The following is a 21436-nucleotide window of genomic DNA, read 5'->3' on the forward strand; positions in this document are numbered from 1 at the left end:
TTCCTGTGGTTAAAACGGGGGAATATGAAAGCAGGCATAGTAACACAGGCGACCGCTGTCCGCCGTGGGGCTGAGTCGGTTCCTGCTTTGGTGTAAGCTGGGGCCTGCGCATGAAACGAGAAATGGAGACGAAATGGATCGGGTGCCCAGTGACCTCATTTATGGCCTGACTCTGGATGGCAAAGGCGGCATGACTCCGCTACCTGCGGGAAGCGAGATCCCGGGAGATCGCCCGGCCTGGCTACATCTGGATTACGGGAATCCGGAGGCGGCACGCTGGCTGTTGCAGACCCCCTTGCTCAGCGAGGCGGGCAAGGAGTCGCTGCTCGGCCAGAGCAATCGTCCCAAGTTGGTGCGGATGGGGGAAACTGTGCTGCTGATCCTGCGCGGCATCAACCACAACAAGGATCACAGGCCCGAAGAGATGGTGGCGCTGCGCATCTTCATCACCCCGGATCTCATCATCAGCAGTCGCCGTCGTCCGCTGCTCTCCGAGCAGGATGTGTTCAACCAGCTCAAGCTGGGGGGCGGCGCCGACACCCCGGCCGACTGGCTGGTGGAGGTGTGTGATGCCCTGACCGACCGGGCGGGGGAGTTTGTCGAAGAGCTGCATGACAAGATCCTCGATCTGGAAGAGATGGTACTGATGCGTGACATGCCCGCCAATGGCCGCCTGGCGCTGATCCGCAAGCAGCTCATCATGATCCGCCGTTATCTCTCTCCCCAGCGGGATCTGGTGGCGCGTCTCGCTAACGAGAAGATCAGTTGGCTGGATGAAGATGACCGCCGCCGTCTGCTCGATATTGCCGACCGGCTGCGACGCTGGCTCGATGACCTCGATGCCGGGGTGGCCCGCACTGCTGTACTGGCGGACGAAATCAACAATCTGATGGCGGAGGCGACCAACCGCCGCGCCTACCAGATGTCGGTGATGGCGCTGCTGTTTTTGCCTGCCAGTTTCCTGACCGGCCTGTTTGGTATCAACCTCGGCGGTATGCCCGGGGCCGAGAGCCCGACCGCCTTCTGGGTCTTCTGTGGTTCGCTGGTGGCGCTGGCAGCCGGTCTGGCCGTCTGGCTCAGGCACCGACGCTGGTGGTAAGGAGGCATAACCCATGTGGCAATCAATTGGCCTGACCCTGCTGCTGTTGCTGGGGCACACCCTGATCCGGCGGCTTATTCACAAGAGCCTGCTGGCGCTCGGCCAGAGCAGGCAGGTGAGCGAGAACCGGGTGCTCTACGTGGCCCACGTGTTCCATTTTTTGCTTGGCTGCGCCACCTTGCTGGTGCTGGCCGGGGTGTGGGGGCTCGACTTCTCCCGGCTGGTGGTACTCGCCTCCTCCTTCTTCGCGGTGCTGGGGGTCGCCATGGTGGCCCAGTGGTCGATCCTCTCCAACATCACCGCCAGCATCACCATTTTCTTCGCCTTTCCCTATCGGATTGGCGACCGGATCCGCATCCTCGACAAGGATGATTCGGTCACCGGTGTGATCACCGAGATCGGCCTGTTCTACTTGCGGGTGCGGGATGACAACGGCGATCTGGTCACCTATCCGGCCAACCTGATCCTGCAAAAACCGGTCAGGAAGCTGGAGGGCAAGCTGGCGGAACCACTGCAACCGGAATAGAAAGCAACCGGAATAGAAAGCAACCGGAATAGAAAAAGGCTCCTCGGAGCCTTTTTGCTGTGCGGGGTCTGGCTGGCGCAGCTAGCGTTCGAAGAAGCGGTAGAGGTGTTCCACCTGGATTGGGCAGTCGGCCACCAGATGGACATGGTCGCGGGCCTGCGCGACCGTGCCGAAACTGACCGGGCAGCCGAGGGTATCGGTAAGCTCATAGAGGGCGCCATCCTTGCCTCTGAACTCGATGAGCCAGCCGGGAACCGCGATGTCATGGATAAGTTCAGCTTCGATGAGGAGCTGTTGCTGATAGATCTTGCGAAGTTCACTGACTGTCATGATGTTCTCCTTTCCTTGGGGGAATATCCACTTCCAGTCTATGCCTGCCACAGATGAGCAGCAACGGGATCATCCCCGCAGAGACTCCCAGGCCCAGCGGATGCGGATAAAGGTCTCGGCATTGCCCCCCCGATCCGGATGGTGCTGCAACGCCAGCTCCCGCCAGCGGCGGCGGATCGCCTCCTGACTTGCCCCTTCATCCAGTTCAAACAGTGCCAGCGCCTCCCCTTTGTGTCCCTCCCCGTCATAGGCGCGCCAGAAGCGGTTGAGCAGGGTTTCTACCTCTGCCCGATCGGTCTGCCAGAATACCTGCCAGTCGAGATAGTAGCTGCGCAGATTTTCGCCAAGGGCAAAGGCGTGGCTGGCATCCGGGGTCTCGGTCAGCGGTTCGAGCCGGATATCCAGGGTGCTGATCACCAGCCACCACCCCTCTTGCCAGAGCTCGGCCTGCAGCTGGTAGAGGGCGTTCATGATCAGGAAGTTAACCCGAAACAGCTGCAACTGCTCATCGTCGGCCAATGGTGGGATTGCCCCCTGCTGGCGCAGGTCGGCCATCAGTTCGTGCACCTTGTAGCTGCCCGCCGCCTGCTGCAACAGGGCGAGCAGCGGGGCTATCAGAGGGTTGGTACTCTGCTCACTCATCACATTCGATTCCTCCGGGTGAGGGGGCTCTCTGCCTGTGGTGTCCGCGGTGCGCTACGTACAGACGAGCTGGTGATGGATCAGAGTGACATTCGCGACGGGGCGGGGCAAGGCGCTGTGGCAAGGTAGGTGCAAAAAAAGACCGCCAGTTGGGCGGTCAGGAGATTGAGCCGGATTAGATGGGGCTCTCCTTGTGGAGCTCGCCGACACAGTCGGCCAGCGCCAGTACCAGTGCGGAGCGCACCATCTGATCGAGCCGGTTGAGCTGCATCTGGTAGAAGGCCCAATCCTCTTCGCTAGTGGGGGGCTCCAGCTTCATCATGCCGCCCTGATTGACCCCGTGCAGCCGGTCGAGCAGATCGCGGATCGGCTTGTCGCTGAAGCGGTAATCCTTGGGGTCGCGTACCAGAAAGTCGCGGATCTTCAGATAGGCTTCCAGATCCTGATAGCGCTCGAGGGAGATGAGGCCGAGGGCGAAGATGAGCTTGAGGCGCACCTCCAGCTGGCCGAGGGGGCCGCTCTGGTTGAGCAGAGGTTCGATGGCGTATTTGACGGCATACTCCTCCTGACGGAACGCGCGTCGCATCAGGGAATCGACCGCCTCTTCCAGGATGGTCACGGCTTCGAGAAAGAAGCCGCGGGGGCCATCCTGCTCGTTCAGTCGTTCCAGTACTTCATCTTCCTGGTGTGTGGTCATAGGTGCATAGAGTCCAGCTGACAGGGAGAGAGTGAATCTCTCTCCCGTTTTTTATCATATGGGGCACATTCCCTTGCCATTCAAGCGCTTGGCACGCTATCAGGGTTGGCTGAATGCGCCGCAAGCAGGGTCATTACAGGGTTTCGTAACGGGCGACGATGGCGCGAACCACCTCGCTCTCTTCATCCAGCCCGGTGACGCGGGCCAGCGCTTTGGCCGGGCCCAGCTCCGCCAGCAGGGCTTGCAGCTCCACCGCCTGCGGGTCATCGGCATTGCGATAGTGGAGCGCCGCAGCGATCCCCTCCTGCAACTGCGCGCTGGGCAGGCCGTACTCCAGGGTGCCGAGCAGCGGCTTCACCAGTCGATCCCCCGCCGCCAGCTTACGCAGCGGCTGACGACCGACCCGGTCAATCTCGTCCACCAGATAGGGGTTGGCGAAGCGGGAGAGGATCTTCTCGATGTAGGCGGCGTGCAGGCGCGGGTCGAAGCCGTAGCGTTTCACCAGCACGGCACCGCTCTCCTCCATGGCGCGGCGCACCTTGCTGCGGATCACCGGATCTTCGATCGCCTCGCGCACGGTGCGATAGCCCCGCAGCTTGCCGAGATAGGCGGTGACGATGTGGCCGGTGTTGAGGGTGAACAGCTTGCGCTCGACGAAGGCCATCAGGTTGTCGGTGGGCTCCATGCCCGCCACCTGGGGCAGCTCCCCCTTGAACTGGGTCTGGTCGACGATCCACTCGCTGAAGCTCTCTACCGTCACTTCCAGCGGATCATCGTTGGCGGCCGCGGCGGGCGGTACGATGCGATCCACCGCCGAATCGACGAAGCCGATACAGGTTTCGAGCGTGGCATGATACGCGACCGGCAGGTACTTGAGTACCTCCTGCTTGAGGTGGCTGGTACCGCGCACCATGTTTTCGCAGGCGATGACGTTCAGTGGCGCCAGGTTGCCGGCATCGAAGCGGGCCTGCAGCCCCTTGGCCAGGGTGTTGGCAATCTTGTCCAGAATGTTGGGGCCGACTGCGGTGGTGACCAGATCGGCGGTGATGATACGGGCGATCACCTCGTGACCGGCGGAGCTGACTGCCGCCACGTTGCGCACCACGTCCAGCTTCTGATCCGCCCCCACCACATGGACCTTGTACTCCTGACGGTGGTTGAGCTGATCGATAAGAGTGTCGTTGACGTCGGCGAAGGTGACCTGATGGCTGGCATCTGCCAGCAGTTTTCCGATAAAGCCGCGACCGATGTTACCAGCACCAAAATGCAATGTTTTCATGATATTAACCTCTTGAACCAAAGACGATGAAAGATGATTACGCAGCCTGTTCGGCACCCAGCAGATCCAGGAAGGCCTGGGGATCCGTGGTGCTGGCCAGCAGGTCGATGAGACCGGGTTCATCCAGTGCATTGGTCAGGCGGGTTATCACCTGCATGTGTTCGTCGTTGCACGCGGCGATGCCGATCACCAGCCGCGCCACCTCATCGGCAGCCTCGCCAAAGGCGACCCCGGCCGGGTACTGGCAGATGACGATGCCGGTACGCTTGACGAACTTCTTGGCGGCTATGGTGCCGTGGGGCACGGCAATGGACTCGCCGAGGTAGGTGGAGACCAGCTGCTCACGCTCCAGCATGGCGTTGACGTAGTCGGGCGCCACGTAGCCGCGCTCCGCCAGCAGTCGGCCTGCGGTCCGGATGGCGGCCTCCTTGTTGTCGGCTTTCAATCCCAGATGGACGTCATGACGGCTCAGGATAAAGACTTCGGCGGCTTGCGGCTCGTAGCTGTCATCGTTGGCTGCCACCAGCAGTTGCGGGTTGGCGACATCATCGTTGGCGGCGCGGCTCAGGCTCTGTACCAGCTCCTGATAGAGGCCGTTGTCGAGGAAGTTGGTGAGCGAGATATGGTGGGCATTCGGCGCATGGCGACGGGCCCGCTCGGTCAGATCCTTGTGGGTGATGACCCAGTCCACCTGATCGTCGAGCTGATCGATGGCGCGGTTGGTGACGCTGATATCAAGCCCGGCGGCCTGCACCCGCTTGCGCAGCATGCCAGCACCCATGGCGCTGGAGCCCATCCCTGCATCGCAGGCAACCACGATATTGCGCACCGCCATCAGTTCACCGCCCGGCTTTTTGGCCGCTGCGGTTTCGGGCTTGCCGCCCTTCATCGCTTTCATCTTGCGAGTAGCTTCACCCAGCGCATCGGCCTCGTCAGCTTCCGGTTGCTGGGCGCGAACGAATATGGCAGCGACCAGGAAGGAGACCAGAGTGGCGCTGATGATGGAGAGGGCGACCCCGATCAGGGAGGCTTTCGGCGTCATCAACAGCACGGCGAAGATGGAGCCCGGCGACGCGGGGGAGACCAGACCGGCGTTGAACAGGGTCAGGGTGAAGACCCCGGTCATGCCACCGGCGATCACCGCCAGAATGAGGCGCGGGTTCATCAGTACATACGGGAAGTAGATCTCGTGGATGCCGCCGAAGAAGTGAATGATGGAGGCGCCAGCCGCGGACTGCTTGGCCGCACCGCGGCCGAACACCATGTAGGCCAGCAGCACGCCCATGCCCGGGCCCGGGTTCGCTTCAATCAGGAAGAAGATGGAGCTGCCGTGCTCGGTCGCCTGCTGGATCCCCAGCGGCGAGAAGATGCCGTGGTTGATGGCGTTGTTGAGGAACAGGATCTTCGCCGGTTCGACGAAGATGGAGGTGAGCGGCAGCATGTGGTTTTCCACCAGGAAGCCGACGCCACCGGCCAGCAGGCCGGAGAGCACCTTGACGAAGGGGCCAATCACGAAGAAGGCGAGGATCGCCAGCAGCATGCCAATAAGGCCAGCGGAGAAGTTATTGACCAGCATCTCGAAGCCGCTCTTGACGCGACCGTCCATCGCCTTGTCAAAGCGCTTGATGGCCCAGCCACCGAGCGGGCCGACCATCATGGCGCCCATGAACATCGGGATGTCGGTCCCCACGATGACGCCCATGGTGGTGATGGCACCGACCACGCCGCCGCGCTCACCCCCCATCAGTTTGCCGCCGGTGTAGCCAATCAGCAGCGGCAGCAGGTAGGTGATCATGGGGCCGACCAGCTTGGCCAAGGTTTCGCTTGGCAGCCAGCCGGTGGGGATAAAGAGGGCGGTAATAAAGCCCCAGGCGATGAAGGCGCCTATGTTGGGCATGACCATATTGGACAGGAAGCGTCCAAAATTCTGTATCTTGACTTTGGTATCCGGTGATAACATGTCGGGACCCCGTTTTAAGCCTGTTTGATTAAAAGTGGTAGTCGGGATGTCCGGTTTTGCCGAACCGCCATCCCAGTCGTCTAAGCAACTTCAATCTACCAGCTTGCGATCAAATTAGGCTGAAAACGGGGTGTCTTGTGATCTACCTCTCAGATACCCCGCCATACCCCCTCCCTAACCAGTGACCCGGATCACATTCTGATGCTGTAATTAGGCTACTTTTCGATCCTTTCTGTTTTGAGTGACCTGTTTTTGTGAGCCAAATCACCTTTGCGACCTAGCCGTACCTTGCCGATAAAGTGATCTATGTCACAAAATTAGTTTTTGTATTCAAATGGAATATGCTGCACTGCAACTCATCAGCGGGTAGTGACGATGGATCTATCGAAATAGTCTATTAGTTATCAATGAATCAATAAGTTTGTAACCCGCTTTCAGTTTTTGCTGTCGGTGATGAGGGCTATTTTGCCGCTGGCTGATGGGAATGGGCGCAAACATGCCGGGTGTTATCGTGCGGCTGACGTGCGGGGATCTTGCTTGCCGCGCAGGGCTGACAGCAGATAAAAACAAACCGCCAGCAGGCGGTTTGTCGGTTTTTGCGATGTGGCCTCTATTGGATGTGGCCGCTTAGTAGAAACCGGCATCCTCGGGGGAGGGGCGGGTCTTGAAGCGGCGATGGAGCCACATGTACTGCTCCGGCGCCTTGCGCACGGCGGCTTCAATCTCGCGGTTGGCGCGGGCGGCATCTGCCATCTCGTCACCGCTGGGATAGTCGGCGAGCGGCGCCCCGATATGGAGGGTGTAACCCTCGCTGGTGCGGATGTTGTAGCAGGGCAGGGTGACGGTGTTCTTCACCCGCGCCAAAGTAGCGGTGCCGGTGATGGTGGCTGCCTGCTCTACCGCGAAGTAGGGCACGAACACGCTGGCGTGGGAGCCGTAGTCGTGATCCGGCGCGTACCAGAGGGCGTCACCGTTGCGCAGCGCCTTGATCATCCCCTTCACGTCCATCCGGTCCACCAGATATTTGTTGGAGGCGCAGCGACCGTGGTACTGGGCATACTCCAGCACCGGATTGGTGTTGGGGCGATAGACCCCGACCCCTGGGCGTACCAGACCGAAACAGCGGGCGTTGAGCTCGAGGGTCAGGAAGTGGCAGGAGAGCAGCAACATGCCCTGACCCTTCTCCATGGCAGCGATGACGTGCTCTTCCCCTTCCACCTTCATCAGGTTGCGCATCCGCCAGTCTGGCCAGAACCAGGCGATACCCACCTCGAACACGGCGCAGCCCACGCTCTCGAAGTTTGCTTTCAGCAGTTTCTCGCGCTCATCCTTGGTCAGCTCGGGCATCGCCAGCTCCAGATTGCGACGGGCAATCTTCACCCGTGATTTCAGTATCTTGGCGGCGAGGCGGCCGAGTTGGCGGCCCAGCCACATCTGGCTGCGCCACGGCAGCAAGGTCAGCAGCCAGAGCAGGGAAAGGCCGAACCAGCTTGCCCAGTAACGGGGATGAAACAGGCGGGGCTCGAGGCGAGGAGCATTGTCATGGGCCATGGATAATCTCTTGTTCGCAAACACAATCGGGGGATTCTAGCCGAAAAGGGGGGGCGGGGGCGAATGGCGGTTTGCTGGTCAGAGGGGTGGCCTGCGTCCGGTTAGCGTGACAGGTGCGGCAACGGCGGTCGGCTTTTTCTCCACCTAATAAAAGAGTGTGATAAAATCGTCCGCTGATTTTTCAGGTTTTGAGAGTCGATACAGATGAAGATCACCCTGCCCGATTTTGAAAAAGCCCGCGTTCTGGTCGTTGGCGATGTCATGTTGGATCGTTACTGGCATGGCCCTACCGGCCGGATCTCCCCCGAGGCGCCGGTGCCCGTAGTCAAGGTTGAACACATTGAGGAGCGCCCGGGTGGCGCCGCCAACGTGGCCCTCAACTCCGCCGCTCTTGGCGCCCACGCCGTGCTGCTTGGCCTGACCGGTCAGGATGAAGCGGCCGATGCGCTGGCCGGTCAAATGGCTGGCGTCAAAGTCGCCTGTGATTTCGTTCGTCTGGCTGACTACCCGACCATCACCAAGCTGCGAGTGCTGTCGCGCAACCAGCAACTGCTGCGTCTGGATTTTGAAGAGCCCTTCCACTCCGTCGATGCCAGCCTGCTGATGAGCAAGGTTGAGCAGGCGTTGCCGAGCTGCGACGTGATGATCCTCTCCGATTATGGCAAAGGCGCGCTCAACGACGTGCCCGGCATGATCAAGCGGGCTCGCGCTGCGGGTATCCCGGTGATGGTCGATCCCAAGGGGACTGATTTTGAGAAGTACCGTGGTGCCACCCTGCTGACCCCCAACATGTCCGAGTTCGAGGCAGTAGTTGGCAAGGTGAAGAGTGAAGACGATCTGGTCGCCAAGGGACTGGAGCTGGTCAAACGCTTCGAGCTGGATGCCCTGCTGGTCACCCGTTCCGAGAATGGCATGACCCTGATCCGCGAAGGGCAGCCCGAGCTGCACCTGCCGGCTCAGGCCCACGAGGTTTACGATGTGACCGGTGCCGGTGATACCGTGATCTCCACCCTGGCTACCTCACTGGCGGCTGGCAAGAGCCTGGATGAAGCCTGCGCGCTGGCCAATACCGCGGCCGGTATCGTGGTCGGCAAACTGGGTACCTCTACCGTCAGTCCGGTCGAGCTGGCCAATGCCCTCTATACCGAGCAGGAGACAGGTTTTGGTGTGATGTCTGAAGCCCAGCTGAAAGTGGCGGTCCGTGCCGCCCGTCTGCGCGGGGAGAAAGTGGTGATGACCAACGGCTGCTTTGACATCCTGCATGCCGGTCACGTCTCCTATCTGGCCAACGCTGGCAAGTTGGGGGATCGCCTGATCGTGGCGGTTAACACCGATGAGTCAGTGCGCCGCCTCAAGGGGCCGGGTCGCCCGGTTAATCCGACCGAGCGCCGCATGACGGTGTTGGCGGCCCTTGGTGCCGTCGCATGGGTAGTGCCCTTCAGTGAAGATACCCCGCAGCGACTGATCGCCGAGATCCTGCCGGACCTGCTGGTCAAGGGTGGTGATTACAAGCCGGAAGATATTGCCGGTTACGCCGAAGTGACCGCCAATGGCGGTGAGGTGCGAGTGCTCAATTTTGAAGATGGCTGCTCCACCTCTGACATCATCAAGACGATTCGCGAGCGCGGCTAACGCTCTGCTGGCCCCGTAATCTGGCGGGGTCGACGACTATCGGTCGGAGCAAGCCGACAGAACCCCGGATAACAAAAAGGCGACCTTGCGGTCGCCTTTTTCATGCCCGATAACGGCTATCAGGCTTTGGTTTTTGCCGTGGCAGGCATCAGACCCTGGTTCACTTCCACCAGATCCTGCGCTTCCAGAATACCGGCAGCCTGTTTCAGGCTGAGGATATTGAGGATGTAGTTGTAACGGGCGGCAGAGAGTTTCTGCTTGGCATCGTACAGCTTGCGGGTAGAGTCCAGCACGTCAACTATGGTGCGGGTGCCCACTTCGTAACCGGCTTCGGTCGCTTTCAGGGCGCTGTCGGCGGAGACCACGGACTGGCTGTAGGCGCGTACCGAGCCGATGCTGGCGTTCACGTTGTTGTAGGAGGAGCGCACCGTGCTCTGCACCGAGCGGAAGTTTTTCTCCAGCAGTTCGCTGGCGGCCACGTAGTTGAATTGGGCCTGCTTCACTTTGGACGTAGTGGCACCACCACTGTAGATCGGCAGCTTGAAGGTCAAACCGATGTTGGCCTGATTGGCGTTGCTCTCGGGGTTGCGCACTTCATCCTTGTAATCGGTATTGCTGGTTTGCAGACCAGCACCCAGATCCAGAGTCGGCTCATGACCGGTCTTGGCCAGATCGATCTGCTCTTTGGCGATGTCCTTGGTGATGCGGGCGTTGTGCAGTTGCAGGTTCTTGTCCAGCGCCAACTCCAGCCACTTGTCGGAGCCAAAGGTGGTTTTTTGCGGGGTGAAACGATCGGTGTTCAGCACATCCAGGTTGCGGTGATCGATACCGGTCAGCTCGCGCAGGGTTTCGTAGCTGTTGGCCAGCTCATTCTCTGCATTGATCTCGTCGGCCAGCGCCTGGTCACGGGAGGCTTCGGCTTCATGAACGTCGGTGATGGCGGTCAGGCCCACTTCAAAACGCTGCTGGGTCTGTTCCAGCTGACGCTCTACGGCTACTTTGTTGGCCTGCACAAACTCCAGGGTATCCATCGCCTTGAGCACGTTGAAATAGGCCTGGGCGCTGCGCAGCATCAGGTTCTGGATTTCGAGGTTGTAGCTCACGTCAGATTGGGTCGCGCTCTTCTCGGTCAGGTCCAGATTGATCCAGTTGCTACGGCGATAGATGGATTGATCCAGTGAGAGGTTGCCGCTAGCTGCGGTGCCAGTCTGGGTATCACCCTTGTTTTGCAGGTAGTTCAGGCCAGCACCCAGATTGATTTGCGGCAACAATGAGGCACGAGATTCATTGATCTGCTCGAAGGCCTTATCGCGCAGGGCTTTGGATTGCAGCAACTGCGGGTCTTTGAGCTGGGCTTGTTGATAGATGTCGAGCAGGTTTTCAGCATGGGCTCCGGCACTGACACCCAGCAACACCATGACGGACAAAAGTGTTCTTTTCATAGATCGATTTAACCTTGTGTAGTAATCCAAACGGGTTGCTGGAGAGGGTAAATATTGTCACCGACCAAGCTTAATTGCAGCTTAATCACTCTACTATAAGCAAATTTTAATGCGAAGAGTCTCGGGTCCGGTAACGGGAACGTCAAGAACTGGAAGCAGTTTTCTCCCCACGCGCCTAGCCAAATGGTCTGTGGCTGCTAAAATCCACCCCTCATTACCATGGCATACCGAGTGAATGAACGTTCATTCATGTTTCTCGGATTTTATGGTCAAACTGATACAAGTCAAGCTGACGGGAGTCCCGGATGTCGCAGCAACCCTTGCCACAAGATCGTCACTACGCCACCGATGATGTAAAAATCATCGAAAAATCAGCTGGATATAACGGCTTCTTCAAGGTGAACGTCTATCGGCTCCAGCACAGGTTATTTGCCGGTGGCTGGAATGAGCCCATTGTGCGCGAGCTGTTCGAGCGCGGCCATGCTGCGGCACTGCTGCCTTATGATCCGGTGCGCGATCAGATTGTGCTGGTGGAGCAGTTCCGGATCGGCGCCATGGAGACCTGCCCGACCCCCTGGCTGCTGGAGCTGGTGGCCGGCATCATAGACCCAGGCGAAGTCGCTGAAGAGGTGGTGCGTCGGGAAGCGGTGGAAGAGGCGGGGATCGAGGTAGGGCGTTGTGAGCACGCCATCAGCTATCTGGTGAGCCCGGGCGGAAGCACCGAGCGGATCGAGGTCTATGTCGGCGAGGTGGATGCCAGCAAGGCCGAGGGGCTACACGGTCTGGCGGACGAGGGGGAGGATATCCGGGTGCATGTGGTAAGCCGCGAGCAGGCCTATGCCTGGCTCAAAGAGGGGCGCATCGACAACGCCGCTTCGGTCATCGCCCTGCAGTGGCTGGCCCTCAACCACGGTGAGCTACGCGCCCGCTGGCTGGCAGATCGCTAAGATGGCGCTGACCCTGCAACAGCGCAAGCGCCATGTGCCAGATCTGATCTCTTGGCAGCGCACCTGCGAGGTCAATTACATGGCTTTGATGAAGCTGCTGCCCCCGGAAGGGGTGGTGGGCGCGGTGCGCCGCTATCGGGTCGGTAACGATTTGCAATTTGAGCTCACCATCAGTGGTGAGAGCCGTTTCACCAGTCAGGTGATCCTGAGCCAGCACAATCCCGAATTGCCCGAATACCTGCAGGCTCAAATCGAGATTCGTTTGTATCATGATGTGCGGATGGCGGAAGTGTGTGCAGCGCAACAGATTTCCCGCTTGCAACCAAGTTATGATTATCCCAATAAAAAGATGCACCAGCGGGATGAAAAGGAGCAGGTAAATCTGTTTCTGGCCGAATGGCTAAAATTTTGTCTCAGACATGGTACCAGCCCGATCAATATCTCCAGTTGAACAAATAACAAGAAGCGTGATTTTGGAAACAGATCTCCCCCAGGCGCAGGACGGTAGTCTGCGCCTGTTGCAAATTACCGATACCCACCTCTTTGCCAGTCAAGAGGGACGGTTATTGGCTGTGCGCACCGCAGAGAGTCTGGCCGCCGTGCTGGAACAGGTGCAAACCAACCCGCATCCTTATGACGTGATCCTGGCTACCGGCGATCTGTCGCAGGATCACAGTCCGGAATCCTATCAGCGCTTTGCCTCCATGATGGCGCCACTGGGCCGCCCTATCTACTGGTTGCCCGGCAACCACGACGACAGCCCACTGATGACCGAATACCTCCATGCAGCCGGGATCAGTGAGTCCAAGCAGCTGGTGGGGGATCACTGGCAGGTGATCCTGCTCGACACCCAGGTGCGCGGCAAACCCCACGGTGTGCTCGGTGATCACCAGCTGGCGGCCCTCGACCGCGCGCTGCGCCAGTATCCTGATCGCCATGCCCTTATCACCCTGCACCATCAGGCGGTGCCGGTGGGCTGCGCCTGGCTGGATCAGCACAATCTCAAGAACGCCGATGACCTGTTTGCCGTGCTGGCTCGTCATCCGCAGCAAAAAACCATCCTGTTCGGCCACGTCCATCAGGAGTTTGACGAGGTGCACCACGGGGTGCGGCTGATTGCCAGTCCCTCCACCTGCATCCAGTTCAAACCGCTCTGCGATGGCTTCGCGCTGGACGAGTCCGGCCCGGGCTGGCGCTATCTCACCCTTTATCCGGATGGGCGGGTGGCCAGCGAGGTGTGGCGCTTGCCGGTGGGGCAGTTTGTGCCCGACCCCAACGCCACCGGTTATTGAGGAGGATTGCATGAAGTCGGTTCTCCTTTATCTGCACGGTTTCAACTCCTCTCCGGGCTCTGCCAAGGCGCAGCAGATGGCCGCCTGGGTGGCAGCCAACCGGCCCGACATCGAGGTGATCATTCCGGCCCAGCCCAATACCCCTGCGGCGGCCTGGGCGGCTATCGAGCAGACCCTCGCTGATCTTGCGACCCGTTATGATTGCGGGTTCAAACTCGGTGCCGTGGGTAGCTCCCTCGGCGGCTTTATGGCGACCCGGGTCAGCGAGCAATACGGTTGCCGCGCCGCGCTGATCAATCCGGCAGTGCGCCCTCATGAGCTGCTGTGCGACTATATTGGCCCCCAGACCAACCCCTATACCAACGAGCAGTACCAGCTGCTGCCAGCGCACATTGATGAACTGCGGGGGTTGGCGGTGCAGGTCTCGGCCCCCGAGCGGCTCTGGGTGCTGCAACAGCAGGAAGATGAGGTGCTCGACTATCGCAAGGCGCTGGATGAATACCGCTTTGCCCGCCTGTCGCTGGAGTGCGGCGGCAACCACGCCTTTGTGGCGTTTGAGCGCTATCCTGCCCAGATCGTGCGCTTTCTCGGGCTCTAGTCATGCAACCGCCGTTGGCCGCTTTTCTGGAACAGGTGCTGGCCACGGCGCAAGCGGGCCTCACCTACTCGAAAGATCCCTTCGATATTGGCCGTTTCGAGGCGCTCAGAGTGGCCACGGTCGCCCTGATGGCCAGCCAGAGCGATCTGCAACCGCAAGCCATAGTAGAGTGGATCGCCCTCGACAGCGGTTATCCCACCCCCAAGCTGGATGTGCGAGCCCTCATCATGGATGAGTCAGGCCATATCCTGCTGGTGCAGGAGCGTAGCGACGGCTGTTGGACCCTGCCTGGCGGCTGGTGCGATATCGGCGACTCGCCCGCGGATGCCGTGGTGCGCGAAGTGGTGGAAGAGACCGGCCTTGAATGCCAAGCGGTGCAACTGCTGGCCCTGTTTGACAAGCACAAACACCCCCATCCGCCGCAACTGCCCCATGCCCACAAGGCTTTCTTTCTGTGCGAGGTGACCGGTGGCCAGCTATTGTGCGAGACCGACGAGACTCAGGGTGCCGCCTATTTCCCTGTCGACGACTTGCCCGAGCTCTCCCGCCATCGGGTGGTGGCGTCCCAGTTACAAACCCTTCATGCCCATCTGTTGCAAGGGCGGCGCGATACGCTGTTTGATTGAACGCTCGCCTATATGAAGGGGACCAGATCAAGCTTTCGGCGCGGGGAGTTTGTTCTACCCCCGCCTAGCAGTTAAGATTCCCTCCAAACGTCAATTCGCAAGGCCCTCCATGTCTACTCAATACAATGCGGATGCCATTGAGGTCCTCAATGGCCTTGAACCGGTGCGCCGTCGCCCCGGCATGTATACCGACACCACCCGGCCCAATCACCTCGGTCAGGAGGTCATCGACAACAGCGTCGACGAGGCGCTGGCGGGTCATGCCCGTACCTTGGAGGTGACCCTGTTTGAAGACCAGTCCCTCGAGGTGATCGATGACGGCCGCGGTATGCCGGTCGATATCCACCCGGAGGAAGGGGTGTGCGGTGTGGAGCTGATCCTCTGCAAGCTGCACGCGGGCGGCAAGTTCTCCAACAAGAACTACCAGTTCTCCGGCGGTCTGCACGGGGTGGGTATCTCTGTGGTGAACGCCCTCTCCGATCGGGTCGAAGTGACGGTGCGTCGCGACGGTCAGGTCTATGACATTGCCTTCGAACGTGGCGACAAGGTGCAGGAGCTGACCATCACCGGCACCTGCGGCCGCCGCAACACCGGCACCCGGGTGCGCTTCTGGCCGCAGGCGAGCTACTTTGACTCGCCCCGCTTCTCGGTCACCAAGCTGGAGCACCTGCTCAAGGCCAAGGCGGTACTCTGCCCCGGCCTCACCATCAAGTTCCTCGACAAGAACACCGGCATCAAGCTGGAGTGGTGCTACGAAGATGGTCTCAAGGATTATCTGGTCGATGCGGTCAAGCAGTTCACCTGCCTGCCGGAGCAGCCCTTTATCGGCGCCTTTAGCACCGAGCAGTCTGCCGTGGACTGGGCGCTTTGCTGGCTGCCGGAAGGGGGGGAATGCCTCGCCGAATCTTATGTCAACCTGATCCCCACCGCCCAGGGCGGTACTCACGTCAACGGTCTGCGTCAGGGGCTGCTCGACGCCATGCGCGAATTCTGCGAGTTCCGCAACCTGCTGCCGCGCGGGGTCAAGCTGACCCCGGAAGATATCTGGGATCGCTGCGCCTACATCCTCTCCGTCAAGATGCAGGATCCGCAGTTCGCCGGTCAGACCAAGGAGCGGCTCTCGTCGCGCCAGAGTTCTGCCTTTGTCTCTGGCGTGGTGAAGGATGCGTTCAGCCTTTACTTGAACAGCAACACCGAGCTGGCGGAGCAGATCGCCGAGATCTGCATCAGCAGCGCCCAGCGCCGGCTGCGCGCCGCCAAGACGGTGGTGCGCAAGAAGATTACCCAAGGCCCGGCGCTGCCCGGCAAGCTGACCGACTGCAACTGCGCCGACCCCATGCAGGGCGAACTGTTCCTGGTGGAGGGTGACTCCGCGGGCGGCAGTGCCAAGCAGGCGCGGGATCGCGAGTTTCAGGCCATCATGCCGCTGCGCGGCAAGATCCTGAACACCTGGGAAGTGGAGGCCGGTCAGGTGCTCGCCTCGCAAGAGGTGCACGATATTTCGGTGGCCATCGGGCTCGATCCCGACTCCGAAGATCTCAGCGGCCTGCGCTACGGCAAGGTGTGCATCCTCGCGGATGCGGACTCGGACGGTCTGCACATCGCCACTCTGCTCTGCGCCCTGTTTGTGAGGCACTTCCGCACCCTGGTCAACAAGGGCCACGTCTATGTCGCCATGCCGCCGCTCTACCGGATCGATATCGGTAAAGAGGTCTACTACGCCCTCGACGAGGACGAGAAGAACGGCGTGCTGCAGCGGGTCGAGGCCGAGAAGAAGAAAGGCAAGGTGATGGTGACCCGATTCAAGGGTCTGGGTGAGATGAACCCGAAACAGCTGCGGGAAACCACCATGGATCCCAACACCCGCCGTCTGGTGCAGCTCACCATGGATGAGCAAGGGGAAGAGACCCTGCAACTGATGGACATGCTGCTGGCCAAGAAACGCTCCGGCGATCGTCGTGAGTGGCTGGAAGAGAAGGGCAACCTTGCCATCATCTAGTGCAGGTGGTGACCCGATGGCTGCAACTACGGTTATCTGCTCCCCGTTCAGGGGAGCTGTGGCTGGCAGGTTATCCGCCCTTTATCCGCAGCACGCCGTTCTGCCCCCTTCTCCCCTCGCGGGAGAAGGGCTGGGGATGAGGGGGAGGGGTGACACCATAGTCCCTGCTTTCAAACAGTCGGCCACCTGCCGACCTGCATTTCAGGCGCGTCCTGTGAGGGCGCACCATAGCAAGAAAAAAACATATGAGTGATGCTATCAAGCTCAGTCTGTTGGATGAAGTAGAGCGCCAGCCGGCTCTATAACCGAAAGAGAACAAATCTATGAGCGATCTAGAGCTCAGTCTGGACGGGGTAGAGCGCCAGCCAATGCGCACCTTTACCGAACAGGCTTACTTGAACTACTCCATGTACGTCATCATGGATCGGGCCCTGCCGCATATCGGCGATGGCCTCAAACCGGTGCAGCGGCGCATCATCTACGCCATGAGCGAGCTGGGGCTGTCGGCCCTCTCCAAGCACAAGAAATCTGCCCGTACCGTGGGTGACGTGCTGGGTAAGTACCACCCCCACGGTGACAGCGCCTGTTATGAAGCCATGGTGCTGATGGCCCAGCCCTTCTCCTACCGCTACCCGCTGGTGGACGGTCAGGGCAACTGGGGTGCGCCGGACGATCCCAAATCCTTCGCCGCCATGCGTTATACCGAGGCGCGGCTGTCGCGCTTCTCCGAGCTGCTGCTCTCCGAGCTCGGCCAGGGCACTGTGGAGTGGACGCCGAACTTCGACGGCACCATGAAGGAACCCGTGGTGCTGCCCGCCCGCCTGCCCCACATACTGCTCAACGGGGTGACCGGCATAGCGGTGGGGATGGCGACCGACATTCCGCCCCACAACGCGCGGGAAGTGGCCCTTGCCTGTGCCGAGCTGCTGGATAACCCCAATGCGGGGCTGGATGTGCTGATGGCGCACATTCAGGGGCCGGACTACCCGACCAACGCCGAGATCATCACGCCGCGCGACGACATCCGCAAAATCTACGAGACCGGCAAGGGCTCCATCAAGCAGCGGGCGGTGTGGAGCGAGGAGGATGGCGACATCGTCATCACGGCGCTGCCCCATCAGGCCTCAGGCGCCAAGATCATGGAGCAGATCGCCGCCCAGATGGTGGCCAAGAAGCTGCCCATGGTCACCGACCTGCGCGACGAGTCGGATCACGAGAACCCGACCCGACTGGTGATCATTCCCCGCTCCAACCGGGTGGACGTGGAGGGGCTGATGGCCCACCTGTTCGCCACCACGGATCTGGAGAAGAACTATCGCGTCAACCTCAACATCCTGGGGCTGGACAACAGACCCCAGGTGAAGACCCTCAAGATGATCCTCGCCGAGTGGATCATCTTCCGCCGCGAGACGGTGCGCCGCCGTCTGCAGTTCCGCCTCGACAAGGTGCTGGCCCGCCTGCACATCCTCGAAGGTTTGCTGGTCGCCTACCTCAACATCGACGAGGTGATCGAGATCATCCGCACCGAGGATGAGCCGGGCAAGGTGATGGTGGAGCGCTTCAACATCAGCGAGACCCAGGCCGAGGCCATCCTCGAGCTCAAGCTGCGCCATCTGGCCAAGCTCGAAGAGTTCAAGCTGCGCGCCGAGCAAGAAGAGCTGGCCATCGAACGTGACAAGCTGGAGCTGCTGCTGGGCTCCGAGCGTCGCCTCAACACCCTGCTCAAGAAAGAGCTGCTGGCGGATGCCGAGAAGTACGGCGACGATCGCCGCACCCCGCTGGTGGAGCGCGCCACCGCCGTGGCCCTGACCGAGAAGGAGCTGACCCCGAGCGAGCCGGTGACCGTCATCCTCTCCGACAAGGGCTGGGTGCGTGCCGCCAAGGGCCACGACGTGGACGTGGCCGGGCTATCCTACAAGGCGGGGGATAACTATCTGGCCCACGCCTGTGGCCGCAGCAACCAGCAGGCGGTGTTCCTCTCTACTCTGGGGCGTACCTACGCCCTCGAATCCCACACCTTGCCATCTGCGCGCAGTCAGGGCGAGCCGCTCACCGGCCGCTTTGCACTGGGGGCTGGGGAGGAAGTGCGCCATCTGGTGATGGGCAACGAGGGTGAGCCGTATCTGATTGCGAGCGATGCCGGTTACGGCTTTGTCTGCACCTATGACGATCTGATCGGCAAGAACAAGAACGGCAAGGCGCTGCTCACAGTGCCGGAAGGGGGTCAGGTGATGGCACCCCAGAAGATTGGCTCGCCAGAGACCGATCTCTGCATGGCCATCTCCAACGAAGGGCGCATGCTGCTGTTCCCGCTCAACACATTGCCGGTACTTGGCAAGGGCAAGGGCAACAAGCTGATCAGCATACCGTCGGCTCGCGTGAAGGCGCGGGAAGAGTTTATGGTGATGGCCGCCATTATCCCGCAGGGGCAATATGTCACCCTGTTTGCCGGCAAGCGCAAGCTGACCCTCAAACCTGCCGATCTCGACTACTACCGCGGCGAGCGCGGCCGCCGTGGCGCCAAGCTGCCCCGTGGTTTGCAGCGGGTCGATCGTATCGAGATTGAACCCGCCGCCGGTGCCGAACCGGTCGCGGAGGAAAATCAGGAAGGATGATAATTAAAAGGGAGCGATTATTTGCTCCCTTTTAATTTTTTTTATAGGTTTCATTTTTTTGATCTTAACGGCTCTTTGTAAAAATTGTTATATTCATGAGGTATGTGGTGCTTTCTCAAATAGCCAGCTCCAGTTCCATTTGTGTAAACTACGCCCTTGTTTCTCCACTGAATAATACTTGGCCATAAGTTTGGATTATAATGTAGAGTTTCTGTGTGTATTATAGCCTTTTCGTGATGCTCAGCTGTTTTAGGATCAACTACTTTATAACGTGTATATTCACCGTTTTGGCTATCCAGAATTGCATAATGAATTCTGTGACGCTCAGGTTTTTTTATTTTAACGACTGATTTAAATGAAGTGTCAATGAAGTCATGATGTTGTATTTTCTTAAAAAACAAGTTTGATCTACAATTTAAAAACTGATGTTGATTAAATGCTTCAGCATCTCTTTTTTGAGATATAGTTGACCATCCATTTTTATGAGGAATACTATAAACATCACAATCATAAGCTACGCACATAATATTGGGGGTTATAGGAAGTAGTAGCAAGTCACCTGCAGTACTTAACCCAAAAGATCTAAACTTGGTTCGTTCATCATTTAAATGCCATCTGTTTGTGAGTATCGCCGGATCATCGGAGGTTATGAAAGGTAATTCAGTTTTATTAAGAACTAAACAGACTTTTAAGTCGTCAATGACATCCATGTTTTTTGCATAGATATTCATTGCCATAAGTACAGCTTCTTTGATGCCTAAATTAAATTCCTTTCCCTTGATTTGTGCTATCTCAGCTAGGCCACTTGTCATTTCGACAGTTCTTCTTGAGGCCGCTTCTGTTCTTAAATGTTGAAGTAACCAGAAGCGTTTTAGCACAGTCCAATGATGTTCATTTAGATTTTTAGGTGTATGGATGATATCTCGTAATACTGAGGCGTAGGCTCGTTCTACGAACTGAATTGCATCCTCTAATTTATCATCCTTTCCGTAGAAATAATCTCTTGAACATTGATTTTTAACTGGAGCAAGAGGAATGGATATTTTTCTGTCAATGTTGTAAATGTTAATTGTTTTATTTTCTGAGTTATGTGTAAACTCTTTAAGATAACATCTTGGAACAAAATGTTGATTTTTATTAGTTGCCATATAATCCTATTTTACTATATAGTCGCGCAGGTTTTTAAACAAAGAATGTGTCGCATATTAAAAATAGATAAAGTAAATGCAATTATATATTGATAGGTAGTTTATCAGTACTAAATGGTTATTTATTGTGAGCGAAATCAGTTTTTTAAAACTTGGTGTCCTCGGTTCGATTAGGGTCGTAGGTCTGATTAGCGAAGCGTAATCAGACGATCGCGAAAACAGGTGTCGTAATTCTGCTGGTGCTCCAGCTGATCTCTTCTCTATGTCCATAGCCACCGAGATTGCGGTGCGGACGATTACGCTTCGCTAATCGACCCTACTTGCCTCTGTTTTATTTAACGCTCTGCTGCTGGTCGATGGCTTCTGTTGTGATGGTTTGTTCCCCCTCATCTCCAGCCCTTCTCCCCTTGTTTATGGCAAAAAGTGGGAGAAGGGGGCTCAGATCGCAGCAATTTGGGAATGGCGTGACAGCTACGGCCCGAGGTTGGCGCTGAGTTGTCCCCTCTCCCCTTGGGAGAGGGCTAGGGTGAGGGGAGGTAACCGTTGGGTGTAATGAACAAGGTGAATTGCACCGCGATTAAAGCCGCGAGGTTGCCGGTGCAATGCGCTTCGCTTATTGCACCCTACGTCCTTTCTCTTTTGCCTGCTCGCGACCGGATAACCGGTGCGGCCGATTACGCTCTGCTAATCGACCCTACTTCTCTCTGTTTTCTTTAACGTTCTGCTGCTTGTCGGTGGCTTCTGTTGTGATGGCTTGATCCCCCTCATCCCCAGCCCTTCTCCCCTTATCTATGGCAAAGAGTGGGAGAAGGGGGCGCAGATCGCAGCAATTCTGGAATGGCGTGACAGCTATGGCCAAAGGTTGGCAGGCACTTGTCCCCTCTCCCTTTGGGAGAGGGTTAGGGTGAGGGGAGGTAACCGTAGGGTGCAATGAAATTGCACCGCGATTAAACCCGCGAGGTTGCCGGTGCAATGCGCTTCGCTTATTGCATCCTACGTTCTTTCTCTTCTGCCTGCTCGCGACCGGATAACCGGTGCGGCCGATTACGCTTC

18 protein-coding genes are annotated in these 21436 nt (G+C 58.6%); 10 read left to right on the top strand and 8 right to left on the bottom strand.

Annotated elements, in window-relative coordinates; all coding sequences use genetic code 11:
* Positions 1–133: 133 nt before the first annotated feature.
* Positions 134–1099, top strand: coding sequence for a zinc transporter ZntB (gene zntB / locus ACY8FN_RS06340; protein ID WP_101315846.1), 966 nt, complete (start codon positions 134–136; stop codon positions 1097–1099).
* Between the two features lie 13 nt (positions 1100–1112).
* A complete protein-coding gene (locus ACY8FN_RS06345) occupies positions 1113–1625 on the top strand; it encodes a mechanosensitive ion channel domain-containing protein (protein ID WP_098970711.1) in 513 nt (170 codons plus the stop codon).
* A gap of 81 nt (positions 1626–1706) precedes the next feature.
* Here ACY8FN_RS06345 and ACY8FN_RS06350 read toward each other — a convergent pair whose 3' ends face one another.
* From ACY8FN_RS06350 to lpxL, 6 genes are all read right to left on the bottom strand, one after another.
* Complete coding sequence (locus ACY8FN_RS06350) at positions 1707–1955, bottom strand: hypothetical protein (RefSeq protein WP_101325991.1); 249 nt, start codon at positions 1953–1955, stop codon at positions 1707–1709.
* Positions 1956–2024: 69 nt separating this feature from the next.
* Positions 2025–2597 carry a DNA-J related domain-containing protein gene (locus ACY8FN_RS06355; RefSeq protein ID WP_303847073.1) on the bottom strand — a complete coding sequence of 191 codons (573 nt, stop codon included), beginning with the start codon at positions 2595–2597 and terminating at the stop codon, positions 2025–2027.
* 175 nt (positions 2598–2772) lie between these two features.
* Positions 2773–3294, bottom strand: coding sequence for an MltR family transcriptional regulator (locus ACY8FN_RS06360; protein WP_101315837.1), 522 nt, complete (start codon positions 3292–3294; stop codon positions 2773–2775).
* A 133-nt stretch (positions 3295–3427) separates the two neighbouring features.
* Complete coding sequence (locus ACY8FN_RS06365; RefSeq protein WP_463099505.1) at positions 3428–4573, bottom strand: mannitol-1-phosphate 5-dehydrogenase; 1146 nt, start codon at positions 4571–4573, stop codon at positions 3428–3430.
* A 37-nt stretch (positions 4574–4610) separates the two neighbouring features.
* The gene (locus ACY8FN_RS06370) at positions 4611–6533 is read right to left on the bottom strand and encodes a PTS mannitol transporter subunit IICBA (protein WP_463099506.1); all 1923 of its coding nucleotides are present in this window, start codon (positions 6531–6533) and stop codon (positions 4611–4613) included.
* Between the two features lie 627 nt (positions 6534–7160).
* Entirely contained in the window at positions 7161–8084 is a 924-nt protein-coding gene (gene lpxL / locus ACY8FN_RS06375; protein WP_463099507.1) for an LpxL/LpxP family Kdo(2)-lipid IV(A) lauroyl/palmitoleoyl acyltransferase, read from the bottom strand.
* A 204-nt stretch (positions 8085–8288) separates the two neighbouring features.
* Here lpxL and hldE point away from each other — a divergent pair, with 204 nt between their 5' ends.
* Entirely contained in the window at positions 8289–9716 is a 1428-nt protein-coding gene (hldE, locus tag ACY8FN_RS06380) for a bifunctional D-glycero-beta-D-manno-heptose-7-phosphate kinase/D-glycero-beta-D-manno-heptose 1-phosphate adenylyltransferase HldE (RefSeq protein ID WP_139720120.1), read from the top strand.
* 119 nt (positions 9717–9835) lie between these two features.
* Here the strand turns inward: hldE and tolC are convergent, their stop codons facing one another.
* Complete coding sequence (gene tolC / locus ACY8FN_RS06385) at positions 9836–11158, bottom strand: outer membrane channel protein TolC (RefSeq protein ID WP_101325976.1); 1323 nt, start codon at positions 11156–11158, stop codon at positions 9836–9838.
* A 305-nt stretch (positions 11159–11463) separates the two neighbouring features.
* On the opposite strand from tolC, the gene nudF reads away from it, so the two are divergent.
* The 7 genes from nudF (at position 11464) to parC (ending at position 19235) form a co-directional block, all read left to right on the top strand.
* Positions 11464–12105 carry an ADP-ribose diphosphatase gene (nudF, locus tag ACY8FN_RS06390; RefSeq protein ID WP_463099508.1) on the top strand — a complete coding sequence of 214 codons (642 nt, stop codon included), beginning with the start codon at positions 11464–11466 and terminating at the stop codon, positions 12103–12105.
* Position 12106: 1 nt separating this feature from the next.
* Positions 12107–12556, top strand: coding sequence for a DUF1249 domain-containing protein (locus ACY8FN_RS06395; protein ID WP_463099509.1), 450 nt, complete (start codon positions 12107–12109; stop codon positions 12554–12556).
* A gap of 22 nt (positions 12557–12578) precedes the next feature.
* Complete coding sequence (gene cpdA, locus ACY8FN_RS06400) at positions 12579–13397, top strand: 3',5'-cyclic-AMP phosphodiesterase (protein ID WP_463099510.1); 819 nt, start codon at positions 12579–12581, stop codon at positions 13395–13397.
* Between the two features lie 10 nt (positions 13398–13407).
* The gene (locus ACY8FN_RS06405; protein WP_139720118.1) at positions 13408–13995 is read left to right on the top strand and encodes a YqiA/YcfP family alpha/beta fold hydrolase; all 588 of its coding nucleotides are present in this window, start codon (positions 13408–13410) and stop codon (positions 13993–13995) included.
* 2 nt (positions 13996–13997) lie between these two features.
* Complete coding sequence (locus ACY8FN_RS06410; protein ID WP_463099511.1) at positions 13998–14621, top strand: NUDIX hydrolase; 624 nt, start codon at positions 13998–14000, stop codon at positions 14619–14621.
* Positions 14622–14730: 109 nt separating this feature from the next.
* A complete protein-coding gene (gene parE, locus ACY8FN_RS06415) occupies positions 14731–16620 on the top strand; it encodes a DNA topoisomerase IV subunit B (protein ID WP_042023054.1) in 1890 nt (629 codons plus the stop codon).
* 323 nt (positions 16621–16943) lie between these two features.
* On the top strand, positions 16944–19235 hold the full coding sequence (gene parC, locus ACY8FN_RS06420; protein ID WP_463099512.1) for a DNA topoisomerase IV subunit A: 2292 nt from the start codon (positions 16944–16946) through the stop codon (positions 19233–19235).
* A gap of 50 nt (positions 19236–19285) precedes the next feature.
* Here the strand turns inward: parC and ACY8FN_RS06425 are convergent, their stop codons facing one another.
* Positions 19286–20383, bottom strand: coding sequence for a DUF4238 domain-containing protein (locus tag ACY8FN_RS06425; protein ID WP_463099513.1), 1098 nt, complete (start codon positions 20381–20383; stop codon positions 19286–19288).
* Between the last annotated feature and the right edge of the window lie 1053 nt (positions 20384–21436).

The organism is Aeromonas sp. 160P, assembly GCF_055193095.1.